The following is a 20,452-nucleotide window of genomic DNA, read 5'->3' as shown; positions in this document are numbered from 1 at the left end:
CAACACTCGTAGGCTTCACTCGAGCCTCGGCTACGTTCCACCCGCCGAGTACGAGCAAGCCCACTACGCGACCCTCAACCGAGAGCCGCAACCCGCATAGGAGCGGCAGGAAACCTGAGGCGCTTCACGCGGTCGAGTTCGCCACCCGCGCCGCGATCGCCGAACTCGCCTGCGCCCTGTCCCTGTCGGAGAACACGGTGCGGGCCCAAGCCGCCCAAGCGGCAACGCTGCGCAGCCGCCTCCCGCTGGTCTGGGCGGCGTTTCGTCAAGGCGAGGTCACCTACCTGAACGCGCGGATCCTCGCCGAGCAGGCGGCGCTGCTGCCCGACGACCCCGAACTGATCGGCCGATTCGAGCAGGCAATGCAGGCCGCCGCCGGCATGCTGCCGCCCGGCAAACTGCGCTCGAGGGCCCGGGCGGCGCAGGAGAAACTGCGCGCGAACACTCTGGCCGAACGCCACCGTGAGGCCGCCGCCGACCGCCGGGTGATGCTGGAGGCGGCACCGGACGGGATGGCATGGTTGAGCGCCTTGCTGCCCGCCTCCGACGCCTACCGGGCCAAAGCGCGCCTGGACGCCATCGCCCGCCACCTCACCACGACACCCGGTGAGCAGCGCACACTCGCCCAGTTGCGCGCCGACGCGTTCGCCGACCTGCTCACCGGCAACGGCACCCCCGCCGAGGTGCGGGCCACCGTCGCCATCACCGTGCCCGTGCTCACCGCGATCGGCGAGAGCGCCCAGCCGGGCACCCTGAACGGGTACGGCCCCATCGACGCCGACACCGCACGCCGACTCAGCGCGAAAGCACCCTCCTTCCACCGCATCCTCACCCACCCCGTCAGCAGCGCGATCCTCGACATCGACCGCACCAACTACCGGGTCCCCGCCGACCTACGCCGCTGGGTCACCACCCGCGACGGCGGCTGCGTCTTCCCCGGCTGCACGCAAACACCCCAGGACTGCGACCTCGACCACACGATCGACTGGCAACACGACGGCAGCACCGCCCACGACAACCTCACCTGCACCTGCCGACACCACCACCGCCTCAAACACCTCACCAAATGGCGCCTAAACCGCGACAACGACAACATCAACTGGACCTCACCAACCGGCCGACAACACAACGCCGACCCACCACCGTTCTGACCAAGACGGCTTCGCCGAGGCATTCACTCAACGCCGTCCATCGATCAGTTCCGAATCGTGATTGGCGTGCCGTCACTCGCCGCCGTGGTTCTCGCGGCACGTGCACGATCTATGCCGTCTCGACAGCGCGACCCCTCGCGCGCGTGCCCGCATCCGCACGCGCACTACAGTTAACGAGTCCGAATCTAACGAGTCCGAATCGAACCAAAGGGAGTAGGCACAGGTGGCTGACGGCTTCGAGCTTTTCACCGACCGTAACTTTGTCGCGATGCGCGTCAACGGCGAACTGAAAGATCTCGCCACCCAGGTCACGACGACGGACACCGTCGAGCCCGTCACCATCGACTCGCCCGACGGCCTCAACATTCTTCGCCACTCGACGGCCCATGTTCTCGCTCAAGCCGTGCAGTCAATCAACCCCGAGGCGAAGCTCGGCATCGGCCCGCCCATCACCGACGGCTTCTACTACGACTTCGGCGTGGCCGAGGCGTTCACTCCAGAAGACGTCAAGGCGATCGAGAAGGCCATGGAGCGCATCGTGCGCCAGGGCCAACGCTTCGTACGCAGGGTCGTCAGCGACGAGGATGCGCGAGCAGTGCTCGCTGACCAGCCGTACAAGCTCGAGCTCATCGGCCTGAAGGGCGGCACCACGAGCGCCGAGACCGGCTCCGCGATCGAGCAGGGCGACGCCGGCGAATCTGTGGAGGTCGGCGGCGCCGAGCTCACCATCTACGACAACGTCGACCCGAAGACCGGCGAGACGGTATGGAAAGATCTCTGCCGCGGCCCGCACCTGCCGAACACCCGCATGATCGGAAACGGCTTCGGCCTCACGCGCACTGCCGCGGCATACTGGCGCGGCAGCGAGAAGAATCCGCAGCTGCAGCGCATCTACGGCACCGCCTGGCCCACCAAAGACGAGCTGCGCGCCTACCGTACGCGCCTCGAGGAGGCGGCCAAGCGTGACCACCGCCGACTCGGCCAGGAACTCGACCTGTTCAGTTTCCCGGAAGAACTCGGCAGCGGCCTCGCCGTCTTCCACCCCAAGGGCGGCATCATCCGCAAGGCCATGGAGGACTACTCGCGCAAGCGGCACGAGGAAGCCGGCTACGACTTCGTGTACACCCCGCACATCACGAAATCGAACCTCTTCGAGGAGTCAGGCCATCTCGACTGGTACGCCGACGGCATGTTCCCCCCGATGCATCTCGACGAGGTGACGGATGCCGATGGACACGTCACCAGGCAGGGCGCCGACTACTACCTCAAGCCCATGAACTGCCCGTTCCACATCAAGATCTTCCAGGCGCGCGGCCGCAGCTACCGTGAGCTGCCCCTGCGCATGTTCGAGTTCGGAACGGTCTACCGCTACGAGAAGTCCGGGGTCGTGCACGGCCTCACACGCGTGCGCGGCATGACGCAGGACGACGCGCACATCTTCACCACGCGTGAGGAGATGCGCGGCGAGCTCACCAGCCTGCTCACCTTCGTGCTCGACCTGCTGAAGGACTACGGCCTCGACGACTTCTACCTCGAGCTCTCCACCCGCAACGAGGAGAAGTACGTCGGCAGCGACGAAGTATGGAAGGAGGCGACGGACACTCTCGCAGAGGTGGGCCGCGCATCCGGCCTCGAACTCGTGCCAGACCCGGGCGGCGCCGCCTTCTATGGCCCGAAGATCTCGGTGCAGGCGCGTGACGCGATCGGCCGCACCTGGCAGATGTCGACGATCCAGCTCGACTTCAACCTGCCGGAGCGCTTCGGTATGGAGTACACGGCCGCCGACGGCACACGCCAGCGCCCCGTCATGATCCACCGCGCCCTGTTCGGCTCGATCGAGCGATTCTTCGCGGTGCTCACTGAGCACTACGCCGGCGCGTTCCCGGTCTGGCTCGCGCCCGTGCAGGTGGTGGGCATCCCGGTCGCCGAACAGTATGAGCCGTACCTCGACGACGTCGTCGCGAAGCTGCGCGAGCGCGGCGTGCGCGCCGAGGTCGACACGTCAGACGACCGCATGCAGAAGAAGATCCGCAACGCGACCAAGCAGAAGGTGCCGTACCAGCTGATCGTCGGCGAAGAGGACAGGGATGCCGGCACCGTCAGCTTCCGGTTCCGCGACGGCTCACAGCGCAACGGCGTACCGATCGACGACGCCATCGAGCGCATCTGCGGCGCGATCGACGCCCGCGAGCAGGTGCTGACCGCCTGGGATGAGTGAGCCGGGACGAGTGAGCCGGAGACGAGGGGGCGGCGCCGAGTGAGCACGGATGACATGCCAGCGGATGCGCCGCACAACGCCGAACTCAGAATCGACGACCCGGGCTACCTCGTCGGCGTGCCAGACGAGTTCCAGCGCCTCTGGACGCCGCACCGCATGGTGTACATCCAGGGCGGCCCCCAGCCGCACAAGGATCAGTGCCCGTTCTGCGTCGCGCCGACGATGAGCGATGAGGACGCGCTCATCGTCGCGCGCGGCACGCACGTGTTCGCCCTGCTCAACCTCTTCCCGTACAACAGCGGCCACGTGCTCGTCTGCCCGTACCGGCACATCGCCACATACGACCAGGCGACGGATGGCGAGGTCGCCGAGATGGGCGCCATGACGCAGACGGCGATGCGCGTCATCCGCTCGGTCTCGAGAAACGACGGGTTCAACATCGGCATGAACCAGGGCGCGGTCGCGGGCGCAGGCATCGCTGAGCACCTGCACCAGCACATCGTGCCGCGCTGGGCGCAGGACGCAAACTTCCTGCCGATCATCGCGAAGACGAAGGCGCTGCCGCAGTTGCTGGGCGAGGTGCGCGCGTCGATCGCCGGCGCGTGGCCGGCCGCATCGGGCGAGTGATCGCACCGCCTGCAAAGGGTAGAATCGAAGGAGTTTTCGCGTCGCGCTCACCGCGCGGCGAACACGACCGTGCGCGGGGATCACGCGCACACGAGAGGACACAGTGACTGAGACGAGCCCGGCCGCAAACGGCGGCGAGCAGTTCGGATCCAGCCGGGTCAAGCGCGGCCTGGCGGAGATGCTGAAGGGCGGCGTCATCATGGACGTCGTCACCAGGGAGCAGGCCCGCATCGCGGAGGACGCCGGGGCGGTCGCCGTCATGGCGCTCGAGCGCGTTCCCGCCGACATCCGCGCCCAGGGCGGCGTCGCGCGCATGAGTGACCCCGACCTCATCGAGGGCATCATCGACGAGGTGTCGATCCCCGTCATGGCGAAGGCCCGCATCGGTCACTTCGTCGAAGCCCAGGTTCTTCAGGCGCTGAACGTCGACTACATCGACGAGTCCGAGGTGCTGAGCCCGGCCGATTACGTGAACCACATCGACAAGTGGAACTTCACCGTGCCGTTCGTCTGCGGTGCCACCAACCTCGGCGAGGCACTGCGGCGCATCAACGAGGGTGCGGCCATGATCCGCTCCAAGGGCGAGGCAGGCACGGGTGACGTCTCTGAGGCGACCAAGCACATTCGCAAGATCAAGTCCGAGATCGCCGCGCTGACCGCGATGAGCAAAGACGAACTGTACGTGGCGGCCAAAGAGCTGCAGGCGCCGTTCGCGCTCGTCGAGGAGATCGCCTCTACCGGCACCCTGCCCGTCGTGCTCTTCACCGCGGGTGGCGTGGCCACCCCGGCCGACGCGGCTATGATGATGCAACTCGGCGCCGACGGCGTCTTCGTCGGCAGCGGCATCTTCAAGTCGGGCAACCCGGCCGAGCGCGCCGCGGCAGTCGTCAAGGCGACCACCTTCTACGACGACCCGTCGGTCATCGCCGAGGTCTCGCGCGGTCTCGGCGAGGCGATGGTCGGCATCAACGTCGCAGACCTCGCCGCCCCGCACCGCCTCTCCGAGCGTGGCTGGTAACGGCGCGGAGATCGCAGCACCGCGCATCGGCGTCCTCGCGCTGCAGGGCGATTTCCGCGAGCACCTCGCGATCCTGAGGTCATTGGGGGCGGATGCCGCTCCGGTACGCCGCGCGTCGGAGCTCACCGAGATCGACGGCCTCGTGATCCCCGGCGGCGAGTCGAGCGTGATGGATAAACTCTCGCGTCAGTTCGGTCTCGCCGAACCGCTGCGTGAGGCGATCGTCGGCGGCCTGCCGGTGTATGGCACCTGCGCGGGCCTCATCATGCTCGCGGACCGCATCGTCGACGGCATCGCCGGCCAGCAGTCACTCGGCGGCCTCGATGTTGCCGTGCGACGCAACGCGTTCGGCTCCCAACTGGATTCGTTCGAGACCGACCTCGACGTACCCGAGCTGGGGGAGACCCCAGTGCACGCCGTGTTCATCCGCGCGCCCATCGTCGAGCAGGTCGGCGGCGGGGCGCATCCGCTTGCGGTACTCGATGACGGCAGGGTCGTCGCGGTCGAGCAGGGCAACCTGATCGGCACCTCGTTTCACCCCGAGATGGCGGGGGAGCTGCGCTTTCACGAGTACCTGCTGGCGAAGGTCGCCGCTCGGGCCGCCACGCGGGGCTGAGACCGGGGGCACCGGCCTGTTCTAGAATGGCTAGGCACTTCACGGCAGGGGAAGAAACAGGAGATACATGTCCGGGCATTCCAAGTGGGCGACGACCAAGCACAAGAAGGCGGTCATCGACCAGCGCCGAGCGAAGTCGTTCGCGAAGCTGATCAAGAACATCGAGGTCGCTGCCAAGATCGGCGGCGCCGATCTCTCGGGCAACCCCACGCTCGTCGACGCCGTGCAGAAGGCGAAGAAGACGTCGGTCCCCATCGACAACATCAACAGGGCTGTCAAGCGCGGCGCGGGTCTCACCGGCGAGAGTGTCGACTACGCGACCATCATGTACGAGGGCTACGCGCCGAGCGGCGTCGCCCTGCTCATCGAGTGCCTCACCGACAACAAGAACCGCGCGGCAGCCGATGTGCGCACGGCCATGACCCGCAACGGCGGCACCATGGGCGACCCCGGCAGCGTCGCATACAACTTCACCCGCAAGGGCGTCATCGTGGTGCCCCACGCCGACGACCTGGGGGAGGACGACGTGCTCCTCGCCGTTCTCGACGCGGGCGCAGAAGAGGTGAACGACCGGGGCGAGAGCTACGAGGTGCTCACCGAGGCCTCCGCGCTCGTCGCCACCCGCTCGGCGCTGCAGGAGGCCGGCATCGACTACGACTCGGCCGACGTGGAGTTCGTCGCCAGCGTGCACATCGAGGCCGATGCCGAGACGGCGCGCAAGGTGTTCCGCCTCATCGACGCGCTCGAAGACTCGGACGACGTGCAGAACGTCTACACGAACCTCGACCTCTCCGCCGAGGTCCAGGCCGAGCTCGCTGACGACGAGTAACCGCCCGACCCGCGAGGAGGCCGCCGTGCGCGTGCTCGGCATCGACCCCGGCCTGACCCGTTGCGGCGTCGGGGTGGTCGATGTCGCCGCCAACCGCACGGCCAGGCTGGTGCACGTGAGCGTCATCCGCACGCCGCCGAGCATGCCGCTCGAGGAACGTCTGCTCACCATCGGCACCGGCATCGAGAGCCTGCTCGACGAGCATCTGCCCGCGGCCTTCGCCATTGAGCGCGTGTTCGCGCAGCACAACCTGCGCACCGTCATGGGCACCGCACAGATCTCCGGCGTCGCCCTGCACGCGGCCGCCCGGCGCGGCCTCGCCGTCGGCCTGCACACACCGAGCGAGGTCAAGGCGGCCATCACCGGGTACGGTGCCGCCGAGAAGAAGCAGGTGCAGGCGATGGTCGCGCGCATCCTCGGGCTCGCGGAGGTGCCCAAACCAGCGGATGCCGCAGACGCCCTCGCCATCGCCATCTGCCACGCGTGGCGCACGGGCGCAGGCGCGCCGGCCGCCGCGGGCACGGCCCGATCTTCCCGTACCCCGGCACAGGAAGCGTGGCACGCCGCCGAGAGAAGCGCGACGTCGTCGGGGGTGCAACGTAGGCTGACGAGGTGATCTCATCCCTTCGCGGCACCGTGCTCTTCGTCACCGGCGGCAACGCCATCATCGAGGTCTCCGGTGTCGGCTACGCGGTGCAACTCACGCCGCAGCACGCGCTGACGCTGCGTGAAGGCCACACGGCGTTCGTGCTCACCAGACTCGTCGTGCGGGAGGATTCGCTCTCGCTGTTCGGCTTCGCCGACCGGGAGCAGCTCGAGGTCTTCGATCTTCTTGTCGGCGTGAGCGGCGTCGGGCCGAAATCGGCGCTCGGGGTGCTCGCCGCGCTCACGCCGGAGCAGATCGCCGCCGCGGTCGAGGCCGACGACGACGGGTCGTTCCGCAAGGTCTCCGGCATCGGCCCGAAGACGGCCAAGCTCATCGTGGTCTCCCTCACCGGCAAGCTCACGGCCGCGCGGCCCGCGACGCCGGGCGCGGCTGCTGCCGGCTCCGCTCTCGGCGACAACGTCGTGGTCGCGCTCATCGGGCTCGGTTGGCCGGAGCGGGTTGCGCAGGCTGCCGTCGCCGACGTCGTCGCGGAGCACGATGAAGCCGAGCGCGCGAACGTGCCCGCGTTCCTCAGGCTCGCGCTCGCGCGGCTCGGGCCGGGCCAGAGCACGGTGAGGAGCGGTTCATGAGTGAGGCCACGGGCGAAGACCTGACGAGCCCCGAGCTCGAGAACGACTCCGAGCTTGCCTTCGAGGGCGCGTTGCGGCCGCGCACCCTCGCGGAGTTCGTGGGCCAGGCCAAGGTTCGCGGCCAGCTGCAGCTGCTGCTGCAGGCGGCCCGCATGCAGGAGCGCACCGCAGACCACATTCTGCTCGCCGGCCCCCCGGGGCTCGGCAAGACCACGCTGGCGATGATCGTCGCGCAGGAGAGCGGTCGGCCGCTCCGGCTCTCCAGCGGCCCCGCCATCCAGCACGCCGGTGACCTCGCCGCCGTGCTGTCCTCGCTGACCCCCGGCGAGGTGCTCTTCATCGACGAGATCCACCGCATGGCCCGCTCGGCCGAGGAGATGCTGTACCTCGCCATGGAGGACTTCCGCATCGACATCATGGTCGGCAAAGGTGCGGGCGCGACATCCATACCCCTCGATCTGGCGCCGTTCACGCTCGTCGGTGCGACGACCCGCTCCGGCCTGCTGCCGAACCCGCTGCGCGACCGCTTCGGCTTCACCGCCCACCTCGAGTTCTACGCCGCCAGCGAACTCGAGCAGGTGCTGGCACGCGCGGCGGGCAAGCTCGACGTCGCGATCGACAAGGAGGCGGTCGCCGAGATCGCCGGCCGATGCCGCGGCACCCCGCGCATCGCGAATCGGCTGCTGCGCCGGGTGCGCGACTACGCCCTCGTGCACAGGCGCGAGGCCACGATAGAAACAGTGCGGGCGGCCCTGGAACTGTACGACGTCGACGCTCTCGGCCTCGATCGGCTCGACCGCGCCGTCATGCTCACGATTCTGGAGCGCTTCGACGGCGGGCCTGTCGGCCTCAGCACGCTCGCGGTCTCGGTGGGAGAGGAGGCCGAGACCATCGAATCGGTCGTCGAGCCGTTCCTCGTGCGCATCGGGCTCATCACTCGCACCCCGCGCGGCCGGGTCGCGACACCGGCGGCATGGCGGCACTTCGGGCTCGAGCCGCAGGCGGGTGCCGTGGGCGCCGCGTACTCCCAGCAACCCCCGCTGGCCGATGACCTATAATTCACACTGGCCCTGATCCACGCGCTAAGGTGGGTGGCCGATACCCCCCGGAAGGTTCCCCCTCTTATGGATTTGCTCACCGTCGTCATGCTGGTCGTTCTGGCCGTGCTGATCTTCTTCATGTTCCGCAACAGCAGGAAGCGTCAGAAGGACCAGGCTGCCCTCCAGTCGAAGATCGTGACGGGGGCCGACGTCATGACGAACTTCGGCGTCTTCGGCACCATCCTCTCGATGGACGAAGACAGCAACGAGGTCCTGCTCGAGACCACGCCGGGCACCGTGCTGAAGCTGCACCGTCAGGTGATCGCACGGGTTGTCGAGCCGAAGGAGCCGGAGAGCGTTGAAAGCCCTCTGAGCGAGACGGCAACGGATGCGCCGAGCGCGCTCGGCGAGCCCGAGTTCGGCGAGCGGATCGACGGCGACAACCCCAACTCGAAGAACAACGAGTAACACGTTCCTTTCCGCATCCGCACGCCGCTCGGCGGCGCTGGTGCGAGCGTAGAAAGCAGAGTTCCTGGTGGCAAAGTCGTCTCCGGTCAAGAAGGCATGGCGGTCCCTGACCTGGCTTGGCGTCATCGTGGTCGCTCTCGTGGGCATCCTGGTCGGCGGCGTGCTGCTGGGTGGCGCAACGTGGATGCCGAAGCTCGGCCTCGACCTCGAGGGCGGCACCGAGATCATCCTCGCCCCCCAGCTCGAGCACGGTAAGACGGTTTCAAAGGACGAGCTCAGCCAGGCCGTGTCGATCATCCGGCAGCGCGTCGACGCCTCCGGCGTCTCCGAGGCGCAGGTCAGCACGCAGGGCGACCGCAACGTGGTCGTGTCCATCCCCGGCCCGCTCGACGACGCGACACGGCAGCGCATCCAGGCCTCATCGAAGATGGAACTGCGACCGGTTCTGCTCACCGAGGCCTCGTCCACGAGTTCCGTCGGCGATAACGGCTCGAGTGCAACGCCGGCTCCGACCCCGACCCCGACGCAGTCGCTCAGCAGCACGCCGACGAGCGTGCCGACGAACGGCAGCGATCTTGCCTGGATCACGCCGGCGCTGAAAGCGAAGTACGACGCATTCAATTGCGCAAAAGACGCCAGCGGCGTGACAAGCAGTGCCGACCCCAAGAAGCCGCTCGTCACCTGCGACGACGCAGGCCAGTTCAAGTACATTCTCGGTCCCGTCGAGGTCGACGGATCGACGATCTCCAATGCAAGCGCCGGGCTCATGACCTCTCAGAGTGGCGTCACGACAGGCGAGTGGGCGGTCAACGTCTCGTTCGCGGGCAAGGGCAAGACAAACTTCGCGAAGGTCAGCAAGCGGCTCTATGCCTTCACTCAGGCCGACACGAGCGGCACCGACCCTCGAGCCCGATTCGCGTTCGTCATCGACGGCAAGGTGCTCGAGGCCCCGACAATGAACGGCGCGATCACCGACGGTAACGCGCAGATCTCCGGCTCGTTCACCGAGACCTCAGCGAAGACGCTCGCGAATCAGTTGAAGTTCGGTGCGCTGCCCGTGAGCTTCAAGGTGCAGAGTCAGAACACCATCTCGGCGACACTCGGCTCGTCGCAGCTCGAGACCGGGCTCCTCGCCGGGCTCATCGGCCTCGCACTCGTCGTCATCTACACCCTGTTCCAGTACCGCCTGCTCGGTTTCGTGACCATCACCTCGCTCGTCGGCGCCGCGGTGCTCACGTACCTCATCATTGCGATCCTCTCCTGGCGCATCGACTACCGGCTCTCCCTCGCCGGTGTCGCAGGCCTCATCGTGGCCATCGGCTTCACGGCCGACTCGTTCATCGTGTACTTCGAGCGAATACGCGACGAGTTGCGCGAGGGGAGAGGTCTCGAATCCGCCGTGGAGGCCGGCTGGAAGCGGGCCAAGCGCACCATCTACGCCTCGAAGGCCACCAACCTCCTTGCCGCGGTCGTGCTCTACGTGCTCGCGGTGGGCAACGTGCAGGGCTTCGCGTTCACGTTGGGCGTGACGACCGTGATCGACGTGCTCGTCGTCATCCTCTTCACCCATCCGACGCTGCAGCTGCTGGCGCAGACGAAGTTCTTCGCCTCCGGCCACAAGCTGTCGGGGCTCGATCCGGATGCCCTCGGCGCGTTGTATCGTGGCGCGGCGCAGTTCCGGGCACCGGCGATCGGCGTCAAGGCCTCGGCGGTGGCATCCAGTAGCCGTGAGGCGGCGAAGCGCCAGACGATCGCCGAGCGCAAGGCGGAGCTGGCATCCGCCAACTCCGGCGGTTCGGATCGCACGAACGACGGGAAGGATTCCTGATGGCCACCCGGTTCCAGCGATTCGGCAACGACCTCTACACGGGCGCGCGCTCCGTCGACTTCGTCGGCAAGCGCAAGATCTGGTACAGCATCGCCATCGTGGTGCTGATCGCCTCGATCATCATCCCCATCGCCAAGGGCGGCTTCAACTTCGGCATCGACTTCAAGGGCGGCTCGCAGTTCCAGGTGTCGGGTGTCTCGACAACAGAGCAGTCCCTTGCACAGAACGCGGTCTCCTCCGTCGCTCCCGACGCCGTGGCGCAGGTCACGAGCGTCAACAACAACGGCGTTCGAGTGCAGACCGACCAGTTGAGTACCGACCAGTCTCGGCGGGTCGCCGACGCCCTCGCGAAGGCGTACGACGTTCGAGCCAAGGATGTGACCTCGTCCTACATCGGGCCGAGCTGGGGTGAGGATGTCAGCAGGCAGGCCATCCAGGGCCTCGTCGTGTTCCTCCTGCTGGCGTTCATCGCGATGGCGCTGTACTTCCGAACGTGGAAGATGTCGGCGGCCGCCATTCTCTCGCTGCTGCACGACCTCGTGCTGACGGCAGGAATCTATGCGCTCGTCGGCTTCGAGATCACGCCTGCCACCATGATCGGGTTCCTCACGATCCTCGGCTATTCGCTGTACGACACCGTCGTGGTCTTCGACAAGATCAGAGAGAACACGAGCGAAGAGGCAGACCGAACCAGGCGCACGTTCTCGGAATCCGTCAACCTCGCCGTCAACCAGACGCTCGTGCGCTCGATCAACACGGGTGTCGTTGCGGCGCTGCCAGTCGGCGCGATCCTGTTCATCGGCGCGCTCGCGTTCGGCGCCGACACGCTGCGGGACATCTCGCTGTCGCTCTTTATCGGCATCCTCATCGGCACATATTCCACCATCTTCATCGCCGCGCCACTCTATGCAGAATTCCGGGAACCGGAAGCCGCGATCCGCAAGCACGACCGCAAGGTTCTCGGCGCTCGGCCGAAGACGAGCACCGAGACCGCCGTCGCCGTGGCGGAATAGAGCGGCCACGCGCATCCGCTTCTCGCGAGTCTGCCTTCTGCCACCCGTCGTTCCTCCCTCGCGCCTCGCACGTTTGCCGTTCGACCCTGTGGTCAGCGGTAACGGGCGAATGACGAGATAATGGATGGCGGAGGCACGCATGGTTGACACGACGACATCGCAGTCGACCTCCCTGCGCCGCCTCGTGCCGCGCATCTTCTCGCGTGCGCAGCCGGCCGGCGCTGTGGACACGCTGATCCGCACGGTGCGCATGCACCAGCCGAAGGCCGATGTGCCTCTCATCGAGCGCGCGTACTCCACCGCAGAGCGCGCCCACGACGGGCAGAAGCGCCGCAGCGGCGAGCCGTACATCACGCATCCCGTCGCGGTTGCGCAGATTCTGGCCGATCTCGGCATCGGCTCGAAGACCATCGCGGCGGCGCTGCTGCACGACACGGTCGAAGACACCGACTATTCGCTCGACCAGCTGCGGGCGGACTTCGGCGACGAGGTCGCCATGCTCGTCGACGGCGTCACCAAACTCGACAAGGTGAAGTACGGCGAGAGCGCGCAGGCCGAGACCGTGCGCAAGATGATCGTGGCCATGTCGAAGGACATCCGCGTGCTCATCATCAAGCTCGCGGACCGACTGCACAACGCCAGGACGTGGGGCTTCGTGCCCGCCGAGTCGGCCAAGCGCAAGGCGACCGAGACCCTGGAGATCTACGCTCCGCTCGCGCACCGCCTCGGTATCCAGGCCATCAAGTGGGAGCTCGAGGACCTGTCGTTCGCGGTGCTGCAGCCGAAGATCTACGCAGAGATCGATTCCCTCGTGAAACAGAGGGCGCCGCAGCGCGAGCACATCGTGCAGCAGGTCATCGACGTCGTAGGGGAAGACCTGAAAACGGCGAAGATCCGCGGCAAGGTGAGCGGGCGACCGAAGCAGCTCTACTCGATCTACCAGAAGATGGTGGTGCGCGGCCGCGAGTTCGACGACATTTACGATCTCGTCGGGATCCGCATCATGGTCAACTCGGTGCGCGACTGCTATGCGGTCCTCGGCCAGATCCATGCGCGCTGGACGCCGATCCCCGGCCGCTTCAAGGACTACATCGCCACGCCCAAGTTCAACCTGTACCAGTCCCTGCACACGACCGTCGTGGGGCCGGAGGGCCGCGCGGTCGAAATCCAGATCCGCACCGAGGAGATGCACCGCCGAGCCGAGTTCGGCGTCGCCGCTCACTGGAAGTACAAGGAGCAGGTGGCGAACGGCAAGGGCGCCGCCGTCGCCTCCTCGCGCAAGCTCGACACCGACATGGCGTGGCTCGCGCACATCTCCGACTGGCAGGCAGAGACGGCCGACCCCGGCGAGTTCCTCGACTCGCTGCGGTTCGAGATCGGCGCGAAAGAGGTGTACGTCTTCACGCCGAAGGGGCGCGTGATCGGACTGCCGGCCGGCGCCACCCCGGTGGACTTCGCCTACGCGGTGCACACCGAGGTCGGCCACCGCACCATGGGCGCCAAGGTGAACGGGCGCCTCGTTCCTCTCGAGAGCACGCTCGTGACGGGCGACGTCGTCGAGGTCTTCACCTCGAAGAACCCGGATTCCGGTCCCAGCCAGGACTGGCTGAACTTCGTCAAGAGCCCGCGGGCACGCACCAAGATCCGCCAATGGTTCACGAAGGAGCGCCGCGACGAGGCGATCGAGCAGGGCAAGGATGCGATCGCCCGCGCCATGCGCAAGCAGAACCTTCCCCTGCAGAAGCTCATGAACCAGGACTCGCTCGCCGAGGTCGCCGCTCAGCTGCACTACGACGACGTCTCCGCCCTGTACGCGGCGGTCGGCGAGGGCCACGTGTCGACCCAGTCCGTGATCGAGAAGGTACTGGCGACCGCGCAATCGGAGGCGGAACACGAGAACAGCGACCTCTCCGTCTCTGCTCGGGGCCGCACACGGGCGCTGCGCAACAGCGACTCCGGCGTCCTGGTTCGTGGAGCGCCCGATATCCTCGTCAAGCTCGCCAAGTGCTGCACACCGGTTCCCGGCGACCCCATCGTGGGATTCATCACGCGCGGCTCCGGCGTCTCGGTGCACCAGGCGAGTTGCCACAACGTGCAGTCGCTCATGAAGGAACCGGAGCGCATGATCGATGTCGAGTGGGCACCGAGCTCGAAGAGCGTGTTCCTCGTGCAGATCCAGGTCGAGGCGCTCGACCGCGCCGGTCTGCTCTCCGACGTCACCCGCGTTCTCTCGGAGTACCACGTCAATATCCTCTCGGCGACCGTGAACACCTCGAGCAACCGGCTCGCGATCAGCCGCTTCGTATTCGAGATGGGGGACACCACGCACCTCGACCGCGTGCTGAACGCCGTGCGCCGAATTGACACCGTCTACGACGTCTACCGCGTGAGCGCGGGTTAGGCGGCCTGCAGCGAGTCAAGACGATTGCGCGCCAGCCTGCTGCCCGGGATGCTGGAGCGCGCCTCGACGAGCGCACGGCACTCGGCCGCACCGAAGCTGCCAAGGCGCATCAGAGAACGGATGCGCCTCACATCTGCCGCATCGAATCGATCCGTGCGATGCAGTAGGTCGAGCGCGGCGAACATCGGCGTCACGATGCGAAGCTCGCCGATCCGCTCGATCTCGGATTCGCGGATGACGCGCTCGCTCACGTGCCAGCGCGCGGATGGCGCGATCCGCGCCCGGCGACTGATCGGTACGCAGAGTGTGTGTCGCGGCGGGGGAAGGCGGTCGATGCCGTAGACCCAGAGCGCGCTCGCACTCTCGGCGATCGCGTGGGCGGGGATCAGGCTCGCGAGAGAACCGGCGCGCAGCGCCGACCGCTCGACCTCGTCGATCGCGGCGAAGCACTCGTCGATCGCGAAAACCTCGCCGTCCATCCGCGCCGCGCACAGCTCGGCAAGCGGGAGGTCAGTCTCCGTCAGAACACACGGAATGAGGCGAGGCATGTCTCCAGCCTGCATCCCGGCCGCGGCGCCCGGATGCCGGCTCGCGCAATCTGTGGACGCGCTCGAGTGTGACGGCGCCTGTGGATGGTGAATGGCGACCGGCGTCGCCATCCGTCACCGCCGTCTCGTCATTTCAGGGCGTCAAGCCAGAGGCGGCGGGCGTCGAGCGCCTCCTGCGCCTCGGCGATCTTCGCCGCATCACCGGTCGCACGCGCCCGCTCGAGCTCAGACTCGAGCTTCGCGATGGCGTCGTTCAGCTGGCTCGCGAGGCCCTCGGAGCGCGCCTGCTTCTCAGGATTGTTGCGCTGCCAATGCTCGTCCTCAAGCTTGCGCACGGCGGTCTCGATGCGGCGCAACCTCTCCTCGATCACACGCACCTGCTCGCGCGGCACCTTGCCGATCTCATCCCAGCGCCGCTGGATCGAGGTGAGGGAGGCGCGCGCGGCGGCGCGATCCGTCGCGCCAAGCAGCGGCTCGGCCTCGTCGAGCAGCGCGAGCTTTTCGGCGAGATTGGCAGAGAACTCCTCGTTCTCTTTGGCGTCGACCGCCGACTTCGCCTGGTAGATCACGTCGCCCGCGGCCTTGAATCGCGCCCACAGCGCGTCATCGTTGCGCTTGCCCGCGCGGCCGGCCTGCTTCCAGTCATCGAGCAGCTGACGGTACGCCGGAACCGCATCCGCGCCCTGGGGGATGAGCGCCTCAGCCTTCTCGATGAGCGCCGTCTTACGCGAACGCACGTCTTTGTGCTGCGCGTCGAGCTCGGCGAAGAACGCCTTACGGTTGTGCTCCACCGTGCTTCGTGCCGCCCGGAATCGACGCCACAACTCGTTCGCCTCGCCCTTCGGCAGCCTCGGGCCGTCCTGTTGGTGAGTCTGCCAACGCGCAAAGAGAGCGTCGAGCTGGGCGGATGCCTGCTTCCACTGCGTGCGCGCGGGATCGGAAGCAGCGAGGGCCTCGGCCTCATCGACGATGGCGGTGCGCTCGGCCACGGCCGCGGCCAGGGCCTCCTGCGCCTGGGCGCTCTGCTGCTCGGTCAACTCCTCGACCGTTCCGCCGAGCGCGCCGAGCCGCGTGGCGAGCGACGCGAGGTCGCCCACGGCGTTCGCGTCGACCACCTGCGCCTGCAGCTTCGCCACGGCACGAGCGATGTCTGCCGCCGGAGCCCCACGGCGCACACGCTGCTCGAGCAGGGTCACCTGCCCGGCGAGATCGGCGAACTTGCGCTGGAAGTACGCGAGGGCCTCCTCGGCACTGCCGTCCGGGTACTGCCCGACGACGCGCTCGCCATCGCCCTCGCGCACGTACACGGTTCCGGTCTCGTCGACGCGTCCCCACGGTTGCTGATCAGAAGTAGCCAAAAGAACTCACCTTGTCCACCGGCGGCCCGCCTGGCAGCCGCACGTTCGCGTTTCAGCCTATTGCACGCGTCCGACGCGCGCGCATGGCTACTGAAGTGTTATCGAGGTGATCTTCGTCGGTACGACCGGTGCGCCGTCACTCGCCGACGTGCCCGGCACGACGCCCTTGTCGGTGATCTGCGAGGTCAGGTCGGCAAGCCCGCTCGTGACGTGACCGATGACGGTGTAGCCGCCCGCCGCATCCGAGGGAATGGTGGTCTTCTTGTAGACGATGAAGAACTGGCTGCCCTGGCTTGCCGCGTCGCCGCCCTGGCGCGCCATGGCGATCGTGCCGGCCGGGTACACGTTGTCTGCCGGCGCGTTCTCGATCGGACCGTAGCTGTAGCCCGGACCGCCGGAGCCGTTGCCGTTCGGGTCGCCGCACTGCAGCACGTAGAAGCCGCCGTTCGTGAGCCGGTGGCAGGTGAGCCCCGTGTAGAACCCCTTCTGCACGAGCGACACGGTGGAGGCGACCGCCTGCGGCGCCGCCGCGCCGTCGAGCGCGATGCCGAGCTTCACGTCGTTGAGCGTCATCGTTCCGCTCCACGTACGGCACTCGGAGACGGATGCCGCGGGCACGTCCCCTTTGTTCGCAGAATCAGCGGCGGGCGGGCACGAGGCGCTCGGGCTCGGCGTGCTGCTCGGGGCCGCCTGCGGTGCGGCCTTCCCCGGGCCCTGGAAGTAGAGAAGCTGTGTCGCGACCGCGAGCACCACGATCACCGCAATCCCGATGCCGGCGATGATGTTGTCTCGGCGTCGGCGGCGCACCGTGTGCTCGTGAACGGCCTGCCTCGCCTGGTACGCGCGCAGGCGTTCCCTGGCCGCGCGAGCCTCTCGATCGTTCGCATTCTTCGATGCCACGTGTGTCCTCCATCGGGCGCGTCGCTACGGCGCAGAGAAGTCGAGCCCGCTGTGCGGTGGGCTCGACTTCTCGACTCTACGCAAACACCCTATGGGCGCAAAACGGCGTGCGGCCTCGCACCGCGCCGGTACGCTTTCAGCATGGTCCCTGCACAGCCGGGCCTTCATTCCGGCGCCACCCCGCTGGCCGTGCGCATGCGCCCGCGCAGCCTCGACGAGGTGGCTGGCCAGCGCCACCTGCTGACCCCGGGCTCGCCGCTCGTCAGCCTGGCGGCAGACAAGACGGGGGAGCGTGGCTCGGTCTCCGTCATTCTCTGGGGCCCGCCCGGCACGGGCAAGACCACACTCGCACAGGCCATCGCGCACTCATCCGGGCGCCGGTTCGTCGAGCTCTCCGCCGTCTCTGCGGGCGTACGCGACGTGCGCCAGGTCATGGAGGAGGCGCTGTCGAGCCGCGACCTCTACGGCATCTCCACGGTCCTCTTTCTCGACGAGATCCATCGCTTCACCAAGGCGCAGCAGGACGCGCTGCTGCCGGGCGTCGAGAACGGCTGGGTCATCCTGGTCGCCGCGACCACCGAGAACCCGTCATTCTCGGTCATCGCGCCGCTCCTGTCGCGTTCCCTGCTGCTCACGCTTGAGCCCCTCAGCGACGACGACCTCGGCATTCTCATCGACCGGGCACTCATCGACGAGCGCGGCCTCGACGGTCGTTTCGAACTTGCGGATGACGCCCGCGCCGTGCTCATCCGCCTCGCGTCGGGCGATGCGAGGCGCGCGCTCACCGCTCTCGAGGCGGCGGCCGTCTCCGCCTCGTCGGCTGCCGCGTCGGACGACAAGCCCGCACAAGAGGACGGGAACGGGAACGGGGACGAGGTAGAGGATGAGGATGAGGCACGCCCCGTGCATCCGGCCATCACGGCCGAACTCGTCGCTCTCGCGGTCGATCGCGCCCTGCTGCGCTACGACCGCAACGGTGACGAGCACTACGACGTCATCAGCGCCTTCATCAAGTCGGTGCGCGGGTCGGATGTCGATGCGGCGCTGCACTACCTTGCGCGCATGATCGAGGCGGGGGAGGACCCGCGCTTCATCGCACGCCGCATCATCGTGCTCGCGTCAGAGGACATCGGGATGGCCGACCCCCAGGCTCTCACGATCGCCGTCGCGGCTGCCGACGCCGTGCAACTCATCGGCATGCCAGAAGGGCGCATCCCTCTGGCCCAGGCCGTCGTGCATCTGGCGACGGCACCGAAGTCGAATGCTGCGTACATGGCGCTGGATGCGGCGCTTGCCGACGTGCGCGCCGGCAAGATCGGGCGGGTCCCGAAGCACCTGCGTGACGCGCACTACCCCGGCGCGAAGCGGCTCGGTCACGGCAAGGGGTACCGGTATCCGCACGACGACGCACTCGGCGTGCTGCGGCAGGATTACCTGCCGGACGAGCTCGACGGCACAACGTACTACTCGCCAACGGAGCATGGGAACGAGCGGGACGTCTCGGCACGCCTGGCCAAGCTACGGCGCATCGTGAGAGGCGAGTAGCGACGCAGCCAATCTGCTAGAGTGTATGGGCCTAGGAGTGGGTGTCGCGTGCGGCTGCGTCGACATCCGGTTCCAACTGGGCCCGCCCTGTAGCCGGGTGGCCCGTGGCAGCATCCCTCTAATCTTCGCAGGACGTTCTGTATGCCTGCTTCCATTGTTAGAGAGACAACCGAAAGGAAAGACTTGTCCACCAAGTCACGTACCCGTAGCAAGACCCGCCTCTCCCGGTCACTGGGCATCGCCCTGACCCCCAAGGCGGCGAAGTACCTCGAGAAGCGCCCGTACGGCCCCGGCGAGCACGGTCGCAGCAAGCGCAAGGCCGACTCCGACTACGCGGTGCGCCTGCGCGAGAAGCAGCGCCTGCGTGCCCAGTACGGCATCCGCGAGGCCCAGCTGAAGATCGTCTTCCAGGAGTCCCGTCGTGCCGCCGGCCTGACCGGTGAGAACCTGGTCGAGCTGCTCGAGATGCGTCTCGACGCACTCGTGCTGCGCGCCGGCTTCGCCCGCACCACGGCGCAGGCCCGCCAGATGGTCGTGCACCGTCACATTCTGGTCGATGGCCAGCTTGTCGACCGCCCGTCGTTCCGCGTGAAGCCGGGCCAGCTCATCCACGTGAAGCCGAAGAGCGAAGGCACGGAGCCGTTCCAGGTCGCCGCCGCCGGCGGCCACGCCGAGGTGCTGCCGAAGGTCCCCGCGTACCTCGATGTGGAGCTCGACAAGCTGCACGCGCGTCTCGTGCGTCGCCCCAAGCGCGCCGAGGTGCCGGTCACGTGCGACGTTCAGCTCGTCGTCGAGTACTACGCGGCTCGCTAAACGGCAACGCTCAACTAGGCTGGAGCGGGTCACCCTCGGGTGGCCCGCTCTTCGCCGTTTAAGACGGCGCCCGCGGGCGACACGTGTATGCCTCACAAGGAATGGAAGTGATCAGCATGTCCGTCTCCGACATCGCCGGTCTTGTCGCGGCGCTCGTGTTCGCCGTTCTCGTCGGGCTCCTCGCGGTGCCGCTCCTCAAGCTCGGCCGCGTACTCGATGAGACGCGCGCCGCGATCAGGGAGGCGAGCGACGGCCTCGCCCCGATCCTCGAGGAGACGGCCGGCACGATCCGCGACGCCGACGCCCAGCTCAAGCGTGTCGATACCATCACGGGACACGTCGAGGAGGTCACGGGGAACGTCTCGGCGCTCGTGGCACTCGTCGCCGCCACCGTCGGCGGCCCGCTCATCAAACTCGCCGGGTTCTCAGCCGGGGTCCGCGCCGCTTTCAAGGCCGCGGGCGCGGCCGGCAAGCGCCCTGCCGGCTCCAAGCGTTCGCGTGATGGCAGCCACTAAACTGAGGGCTCACGCTTTCCCTCGCTCGCACGCGATCGACATTCACCTTGTAACGGAGAAGAAGGTATGAAGAGTTTCCTCTGGCTGGTCGTCGGCGTCGCCGTCGGCTTCGTCGTGGCGCACAAGGTCAACCAGACGCCTCGCGGGCGAGCGCTGTTCAGCGACATCGACCGGAAGGCACGCGAGTTCGGTGCCGCCGTGAGCGATGGCTACCGCCAGCGCGAGGCCGAGCTGCGCGACGCCCTCGATGACGCGGCCGAGACGATCTCCGACCTCTCCAACTGACACCGCCCGACTCGCCGTCCCCGACGACGAGTCCCTTCTTTCA

At 67.5% G+C, this 20,452-nt stretch carries 20 protein-coding genes; 17 read left to right on the top strand and 3 right to left on the bottom strand.

Translation table 11 applies throughout. The annotated features are described in order from the left end of the window. The 13 genes from OSC27_RS05460 to OSC27_RS05400 all read left to right on the top strand — a co-directional run. A partial coding sequence (locus OSC27_RS05460) for a DUF222 domain-containing protein (protein ID WP_416348814.1) occupies window positions 1-1,151 on the top strand: 1,151 nt, incomplete at its 5' end. Between the two features lie 268 nt (window positions 1,152-1,419). Further along, complete coding sequence (thrS, locus tag OSC27_RS05455; RefSeq protein ID WP_267180444.1) at window positions 1,420-3,369, top strand: threonine--tRNA ligase; 1,950 nt, start codon at window positions 1,420-1,422, stop codon at window positions 3,367-3,369. Between the two features lie 54 nt (window positions 3,370-3,423). After that, window positions 3,424-3,996, top strand: a complete 573-nt coding sequence (locus OSC27_RS05450; protein WP_267180443.1) for an HIT family protein — start codon at window positions 3,424-3,426, stop codon at window positions 3,994-3,996. A 103-nt stretch (window positions 3,997-4,099) separates the two neighbouring features. Beyond that, window positions 4,100-5,014 carry a pyridoxal 5'-phosphate synthase lyase subunit PdxS gene (gene pdxS / locus OSC27_RS05445; protein ID WP_267180372.1) on the top strand — a complete coding sequence of 305 codons (915 nt, stop codon included), beginning with the start codon at window positions 4,100-4,102 and terminating at the stop codon, window positions 5,012-5,014. After that, window positions 5,004-5,630, top strand: coding sequence for a pyridoxal 5'-phosphate synthase glutaminase subunit PdxT (pdxT, locus tag OSC27_RS05440; protein WP_267180371.1), 627 nt, complete (start codon window positions 5,004-5,006; stop codon window positions 5,628-5,630). Before pdxS ends, pdxT begins: the two co-directional genes overlap by 11 nt. Before the next feature lie 67 nt (window positions 5,631-5,697). Then, on the top strand, window positions 5,698-6,459 hold the full coding sequence (locus tag OSC27_RS05435) for a YebC/PmpR family DNA-binding transcriptional regulator (protein WP_267180370.1): 762 nt from the start codon (window positions 5,698-5,700) through the stop codon (window positions 6,457-6,459). 25 nt (window positions 6,460-6,484) lie between these two features. Continuing rightward, window positions 6,485-7,075 (top strand): crossover junction endodeoxyribonuclease RuvC, encoded by a 591-nt coding sequence (gene ruvC / locus OSC27_RS05430; RefSeq protein ID WP_267180369.1) that lies wholly within the window; start codon window positions 6,485-6,487, stop codon window positions 7,073-7,075. Beyond that, window positions 7,072-7,695 carry a Holliday junction branch migration protein RuvA gene (gene ruvA, locus OSC27_RS05425; protein WP_267180368.1) on the top strand — a complete coding sequence of 208 codons (624 nt, stop codon included), beginning with the start codon at window positions 7,072-7,074 and terminating at the stop codon, window positions 7,693-7,695. The genes ruvC and ruvA overlap by 4 nt, the downstream gene beginning before the upstream one ends. Continuing rightward, on the top strand, window positions 7,692-8,753 hold the full coding sequence (gene ruvB / locus OSC27_RS05420; RefSeq protein ID WP_267180367.1) for a Holliday junction branch migration DNA helicase RuvB: 1,062 nt from the start codon (window positions 7,692-7,694) through the stop codon (window positions 8,751-8,753). Before ruvA ends, ruvB begins: the two co-directional genes overlap by 4 nt. Window positions 8,754-8,819: 66 nt before the next feature. After that, window positions 8,820-9,203: a preprotein translocase subunit YajC gene (yajC, locus tag OSC27_RS05415; RefSeq protein ID WP_267180366.1), complete on the top strand. Its 384-nt coding sequence runs from the start codon at window positions 8,820-8,822 to the stop codon at window positions 9,201-9,203. A gap of 67 nt (window positions 9,204-9,270) precedes the next feature. Next, the gene (gene secD, locus OSC27_RS05410; RefSeq protein WP_267180365.1) at window positions 9,271-11,031 is read left to right on the top strand and encodes a protein translocase subunit SecD; all 1,761 of its coding nucleotides are present in this window, start codon (window positions 9,271-9,273) and stop codon (window positions 11,029-11,031) included. Further along, window positions 11,031-12,044: a protein translocase subunit SecF gene (gene secF, locus OSC27_RS05405; RefSeq protein ID WP_267180364.1), complete on the top strand. Its 1,014-nt coding sequence runs from the start codon at window positions 11,031-11,033 to the stop codon at window positions 12,042-12,044. The genes secD and secF overlap by 1 nt, the downstream gene beginning before the upstream one ends. Window positions 12,045-12,183: 139 nt before the next feature. Next, window positions 12,184-14,445, top strand: a complete 2,262-nt coding sequence (locus OSC27_RS05400; protein ID WP_267180363.1) for a RelA/SpoT family protein — start codon at window positions 12,184-12,186, stop codon at window positions 14,443-14,445. On the opposite strand, the gene OSC27_RS05395 is transcribed toward OSC27_RS05400, so the two are convergent. The 3 genes from OSC27_RS05395 to OSC27_RS05385 all read right to left on the bottom strand — a co-directional run bounded on the left by OSC27_RS05395 (window position 14,442) and on the right by OSC27_RS05385 (window position 17,251). After that, window positions 14,442-14,993, bottom strand: a complete 552-nt coding sequence (locus OSC27_RS05395) for a hypothetical protein (RefSeq protein ID WP_267180362.1) — start codon at window positions 14,991-14,993, stop codon at window positions 14,442-14,444. The two genes, OSC27_RS05400 and OSC27_RS05395, sit on opposite strands and share 4 nt — an antisense overlap. 128 nt (window positions 14,994-15,121) lie before the next feature. Next, entirely contained in the window at window positions 15,122-16,351 is a 1,230-nt protein-coding gene (locus OSC27_RS05390; RefSeq protein WP_267180361.1) for a DUF349 domain-containing protein, read from the bottom strand. 87 nt (window positions 16,352-16,438) lie between these two features. After that, window positions 16,439-17,251: a peptidylprolyl isomerase gene (locus tag OSC27_RS05385; RefSeq protein ID WP_267180360.1), complete on the bottom strand. Its 813-nt coding sequence runs from the start codon at window positions 17,249-17,251 to the stop codon at window positions 16,439-16,441. Between the two features lie 141 nt (window positions 17,252-17,392). On the opposite strand from OSC27_RS05385, the gene OSC27_RS05380 reads away from it, so the two are divergent. The 4 genes from OSC27_RS05380 (at window position 17,393) to OSC27_RS05365 (ending at window position 20,409) form a co-directional block, all read left to right on the top strand. Then, window positions 17,393-18,796 (top strand): replication-associated recombination protein A, encoded by a 1,404-nt coding sequence (locus OSC27_RS05380; RefSeq protein ID WP_267180359.1) that lies wholly within the window; start codon window positions 17,393-17,395, stop codon window positions 18,794-18,796. A gap of 183 nt (window positions 18,797-18,979) precedes the next feature. Next, a complete protein-coding gene (gene rpsD, locus OSC27_RS05375) occupies window positions 18,980-19,609 on the top strand; it encodes a 30S ribosomal protein S4 (RefSeq protein WP_267180358.1) in 630 nt (209 codons plus the stop codon). A 116-nt stretch (window positions 19,610-19,725) separates the two neighbouring features. After that, window positions 19,726-20,124: a DUF948 domain-containing protein gene (locus OSC27_RS05370; protein WP_267180442.1), complete on the top strand. Its 399-nt coding sequence runs from the start codon at window positions 19,726-19,728 to the stop codon at window positions 20,122-20,124. Between the two features lie 66 nt (window positions 20,125-20,190). Continuing rightward, a complete protein-coding gene (locus OSC27_RS05365; RefSeq protein WP_267180357.1) occupies window positions 20,191-20,409 on the top strand; it encodes a hypothetical protein in 219 nt (72 codons plus the stop codon). Window positions 20,410-20,452 lie beyond the last annotated feature (43 nt).

The sequence above is a fragment of the Microbacterium sp. STN6 genome, assembly GCF_026410545.1.
Lineage (GTDB): Bacteria > Actinomycetota > Actinomycetes > Actinomycetales > Microbacteriaceae > Root112D2.
The sequence above is the reverse complement of the archived record's forward strand: the minus strand, read 5'-3'. Positions and strand labels throughout refer to the sequence as shown.

Excerpts from the sequence above, each read along its gene's own strand:
- thrS (WP_267180444.1), top strand. The coding sequence starts at position 1,420 with ATGCGCGTCAACGGCGAACTGAAAGATCTCGCCACCCAGGTCACGACG.
- OSC27_RS05395 (WP_267180362.1), bottom strand. The coding sequence starts at position 14,993 with ATGCCTCGCCTCATTCCGTGTGTTCTGACGGAGACTGACCTCCCGCTT.
- OSC27_RS05400 (WP_267180363.1), top strand. The coding sequence starts at position 12,184 with ATGGTTGACACGACGACATCGCAGTCGACCTCCCTGCGCCGCCTCGTG.
- OSC27_RS05450 (WP_267180443.1), top strand. The coding sequence starts at position 3,424 with ATGCCAGCGGATGCGCCGCACAACGCCGAACTCAGAATCGACGACCCG.
- ruvB (WP_267180367.1), top strand. The coding sequence starts at position 7,692 with ATGAGTGAGGCCACGGGCGAAGACCTGACGAGCCCCGAGCTCGAGAAC.
- OSC27_RS05435 (WP_267180370.1), top strand. The coding sequence starts at position 5,698 with ATGTCCGGGCATTCCAAGTGGGCGACGACCAAGCACAAGAAGGCGGTC.
- OSC27_RS05365 (WP_267180357.1), top strand. The coding sequence starts at position 20,191 with ATGAAGAGTTTCCTCTGGCTGGTCGTCGGCGTCGCCGTCGGCTTCGTC.
- OSC27_RS05370 (WP_267180442.1), top strand. The coding sequence starts at position 19,726 with ATGTCCGTCTCCGACATCGCCGGTCTTGTCGCGGCGCTCGTGTTCGCC.
- OSC27_RS05380 (WP_267180359.1), top strand. The coding sequence starts at position 17,393 with ATGGTCCCTGCACAGCCGGGCCTTCATTCCGGCGCCACCCCGCTGGCC.
- yajC (WP_267180366.1), top strand. The coding sequence starts at position 8,820 with ATGGATTTGCTCACCGTCGTCATGCTGGTCGTTCTGGCCGTGCTGATC.
- secF (WP_267180364.1), top strand. The coding sequence starts at position 11,031 with ATGGCCACCCGGTTCCAGCGATTCGGCAACGACCTCTACACGGGCGCG.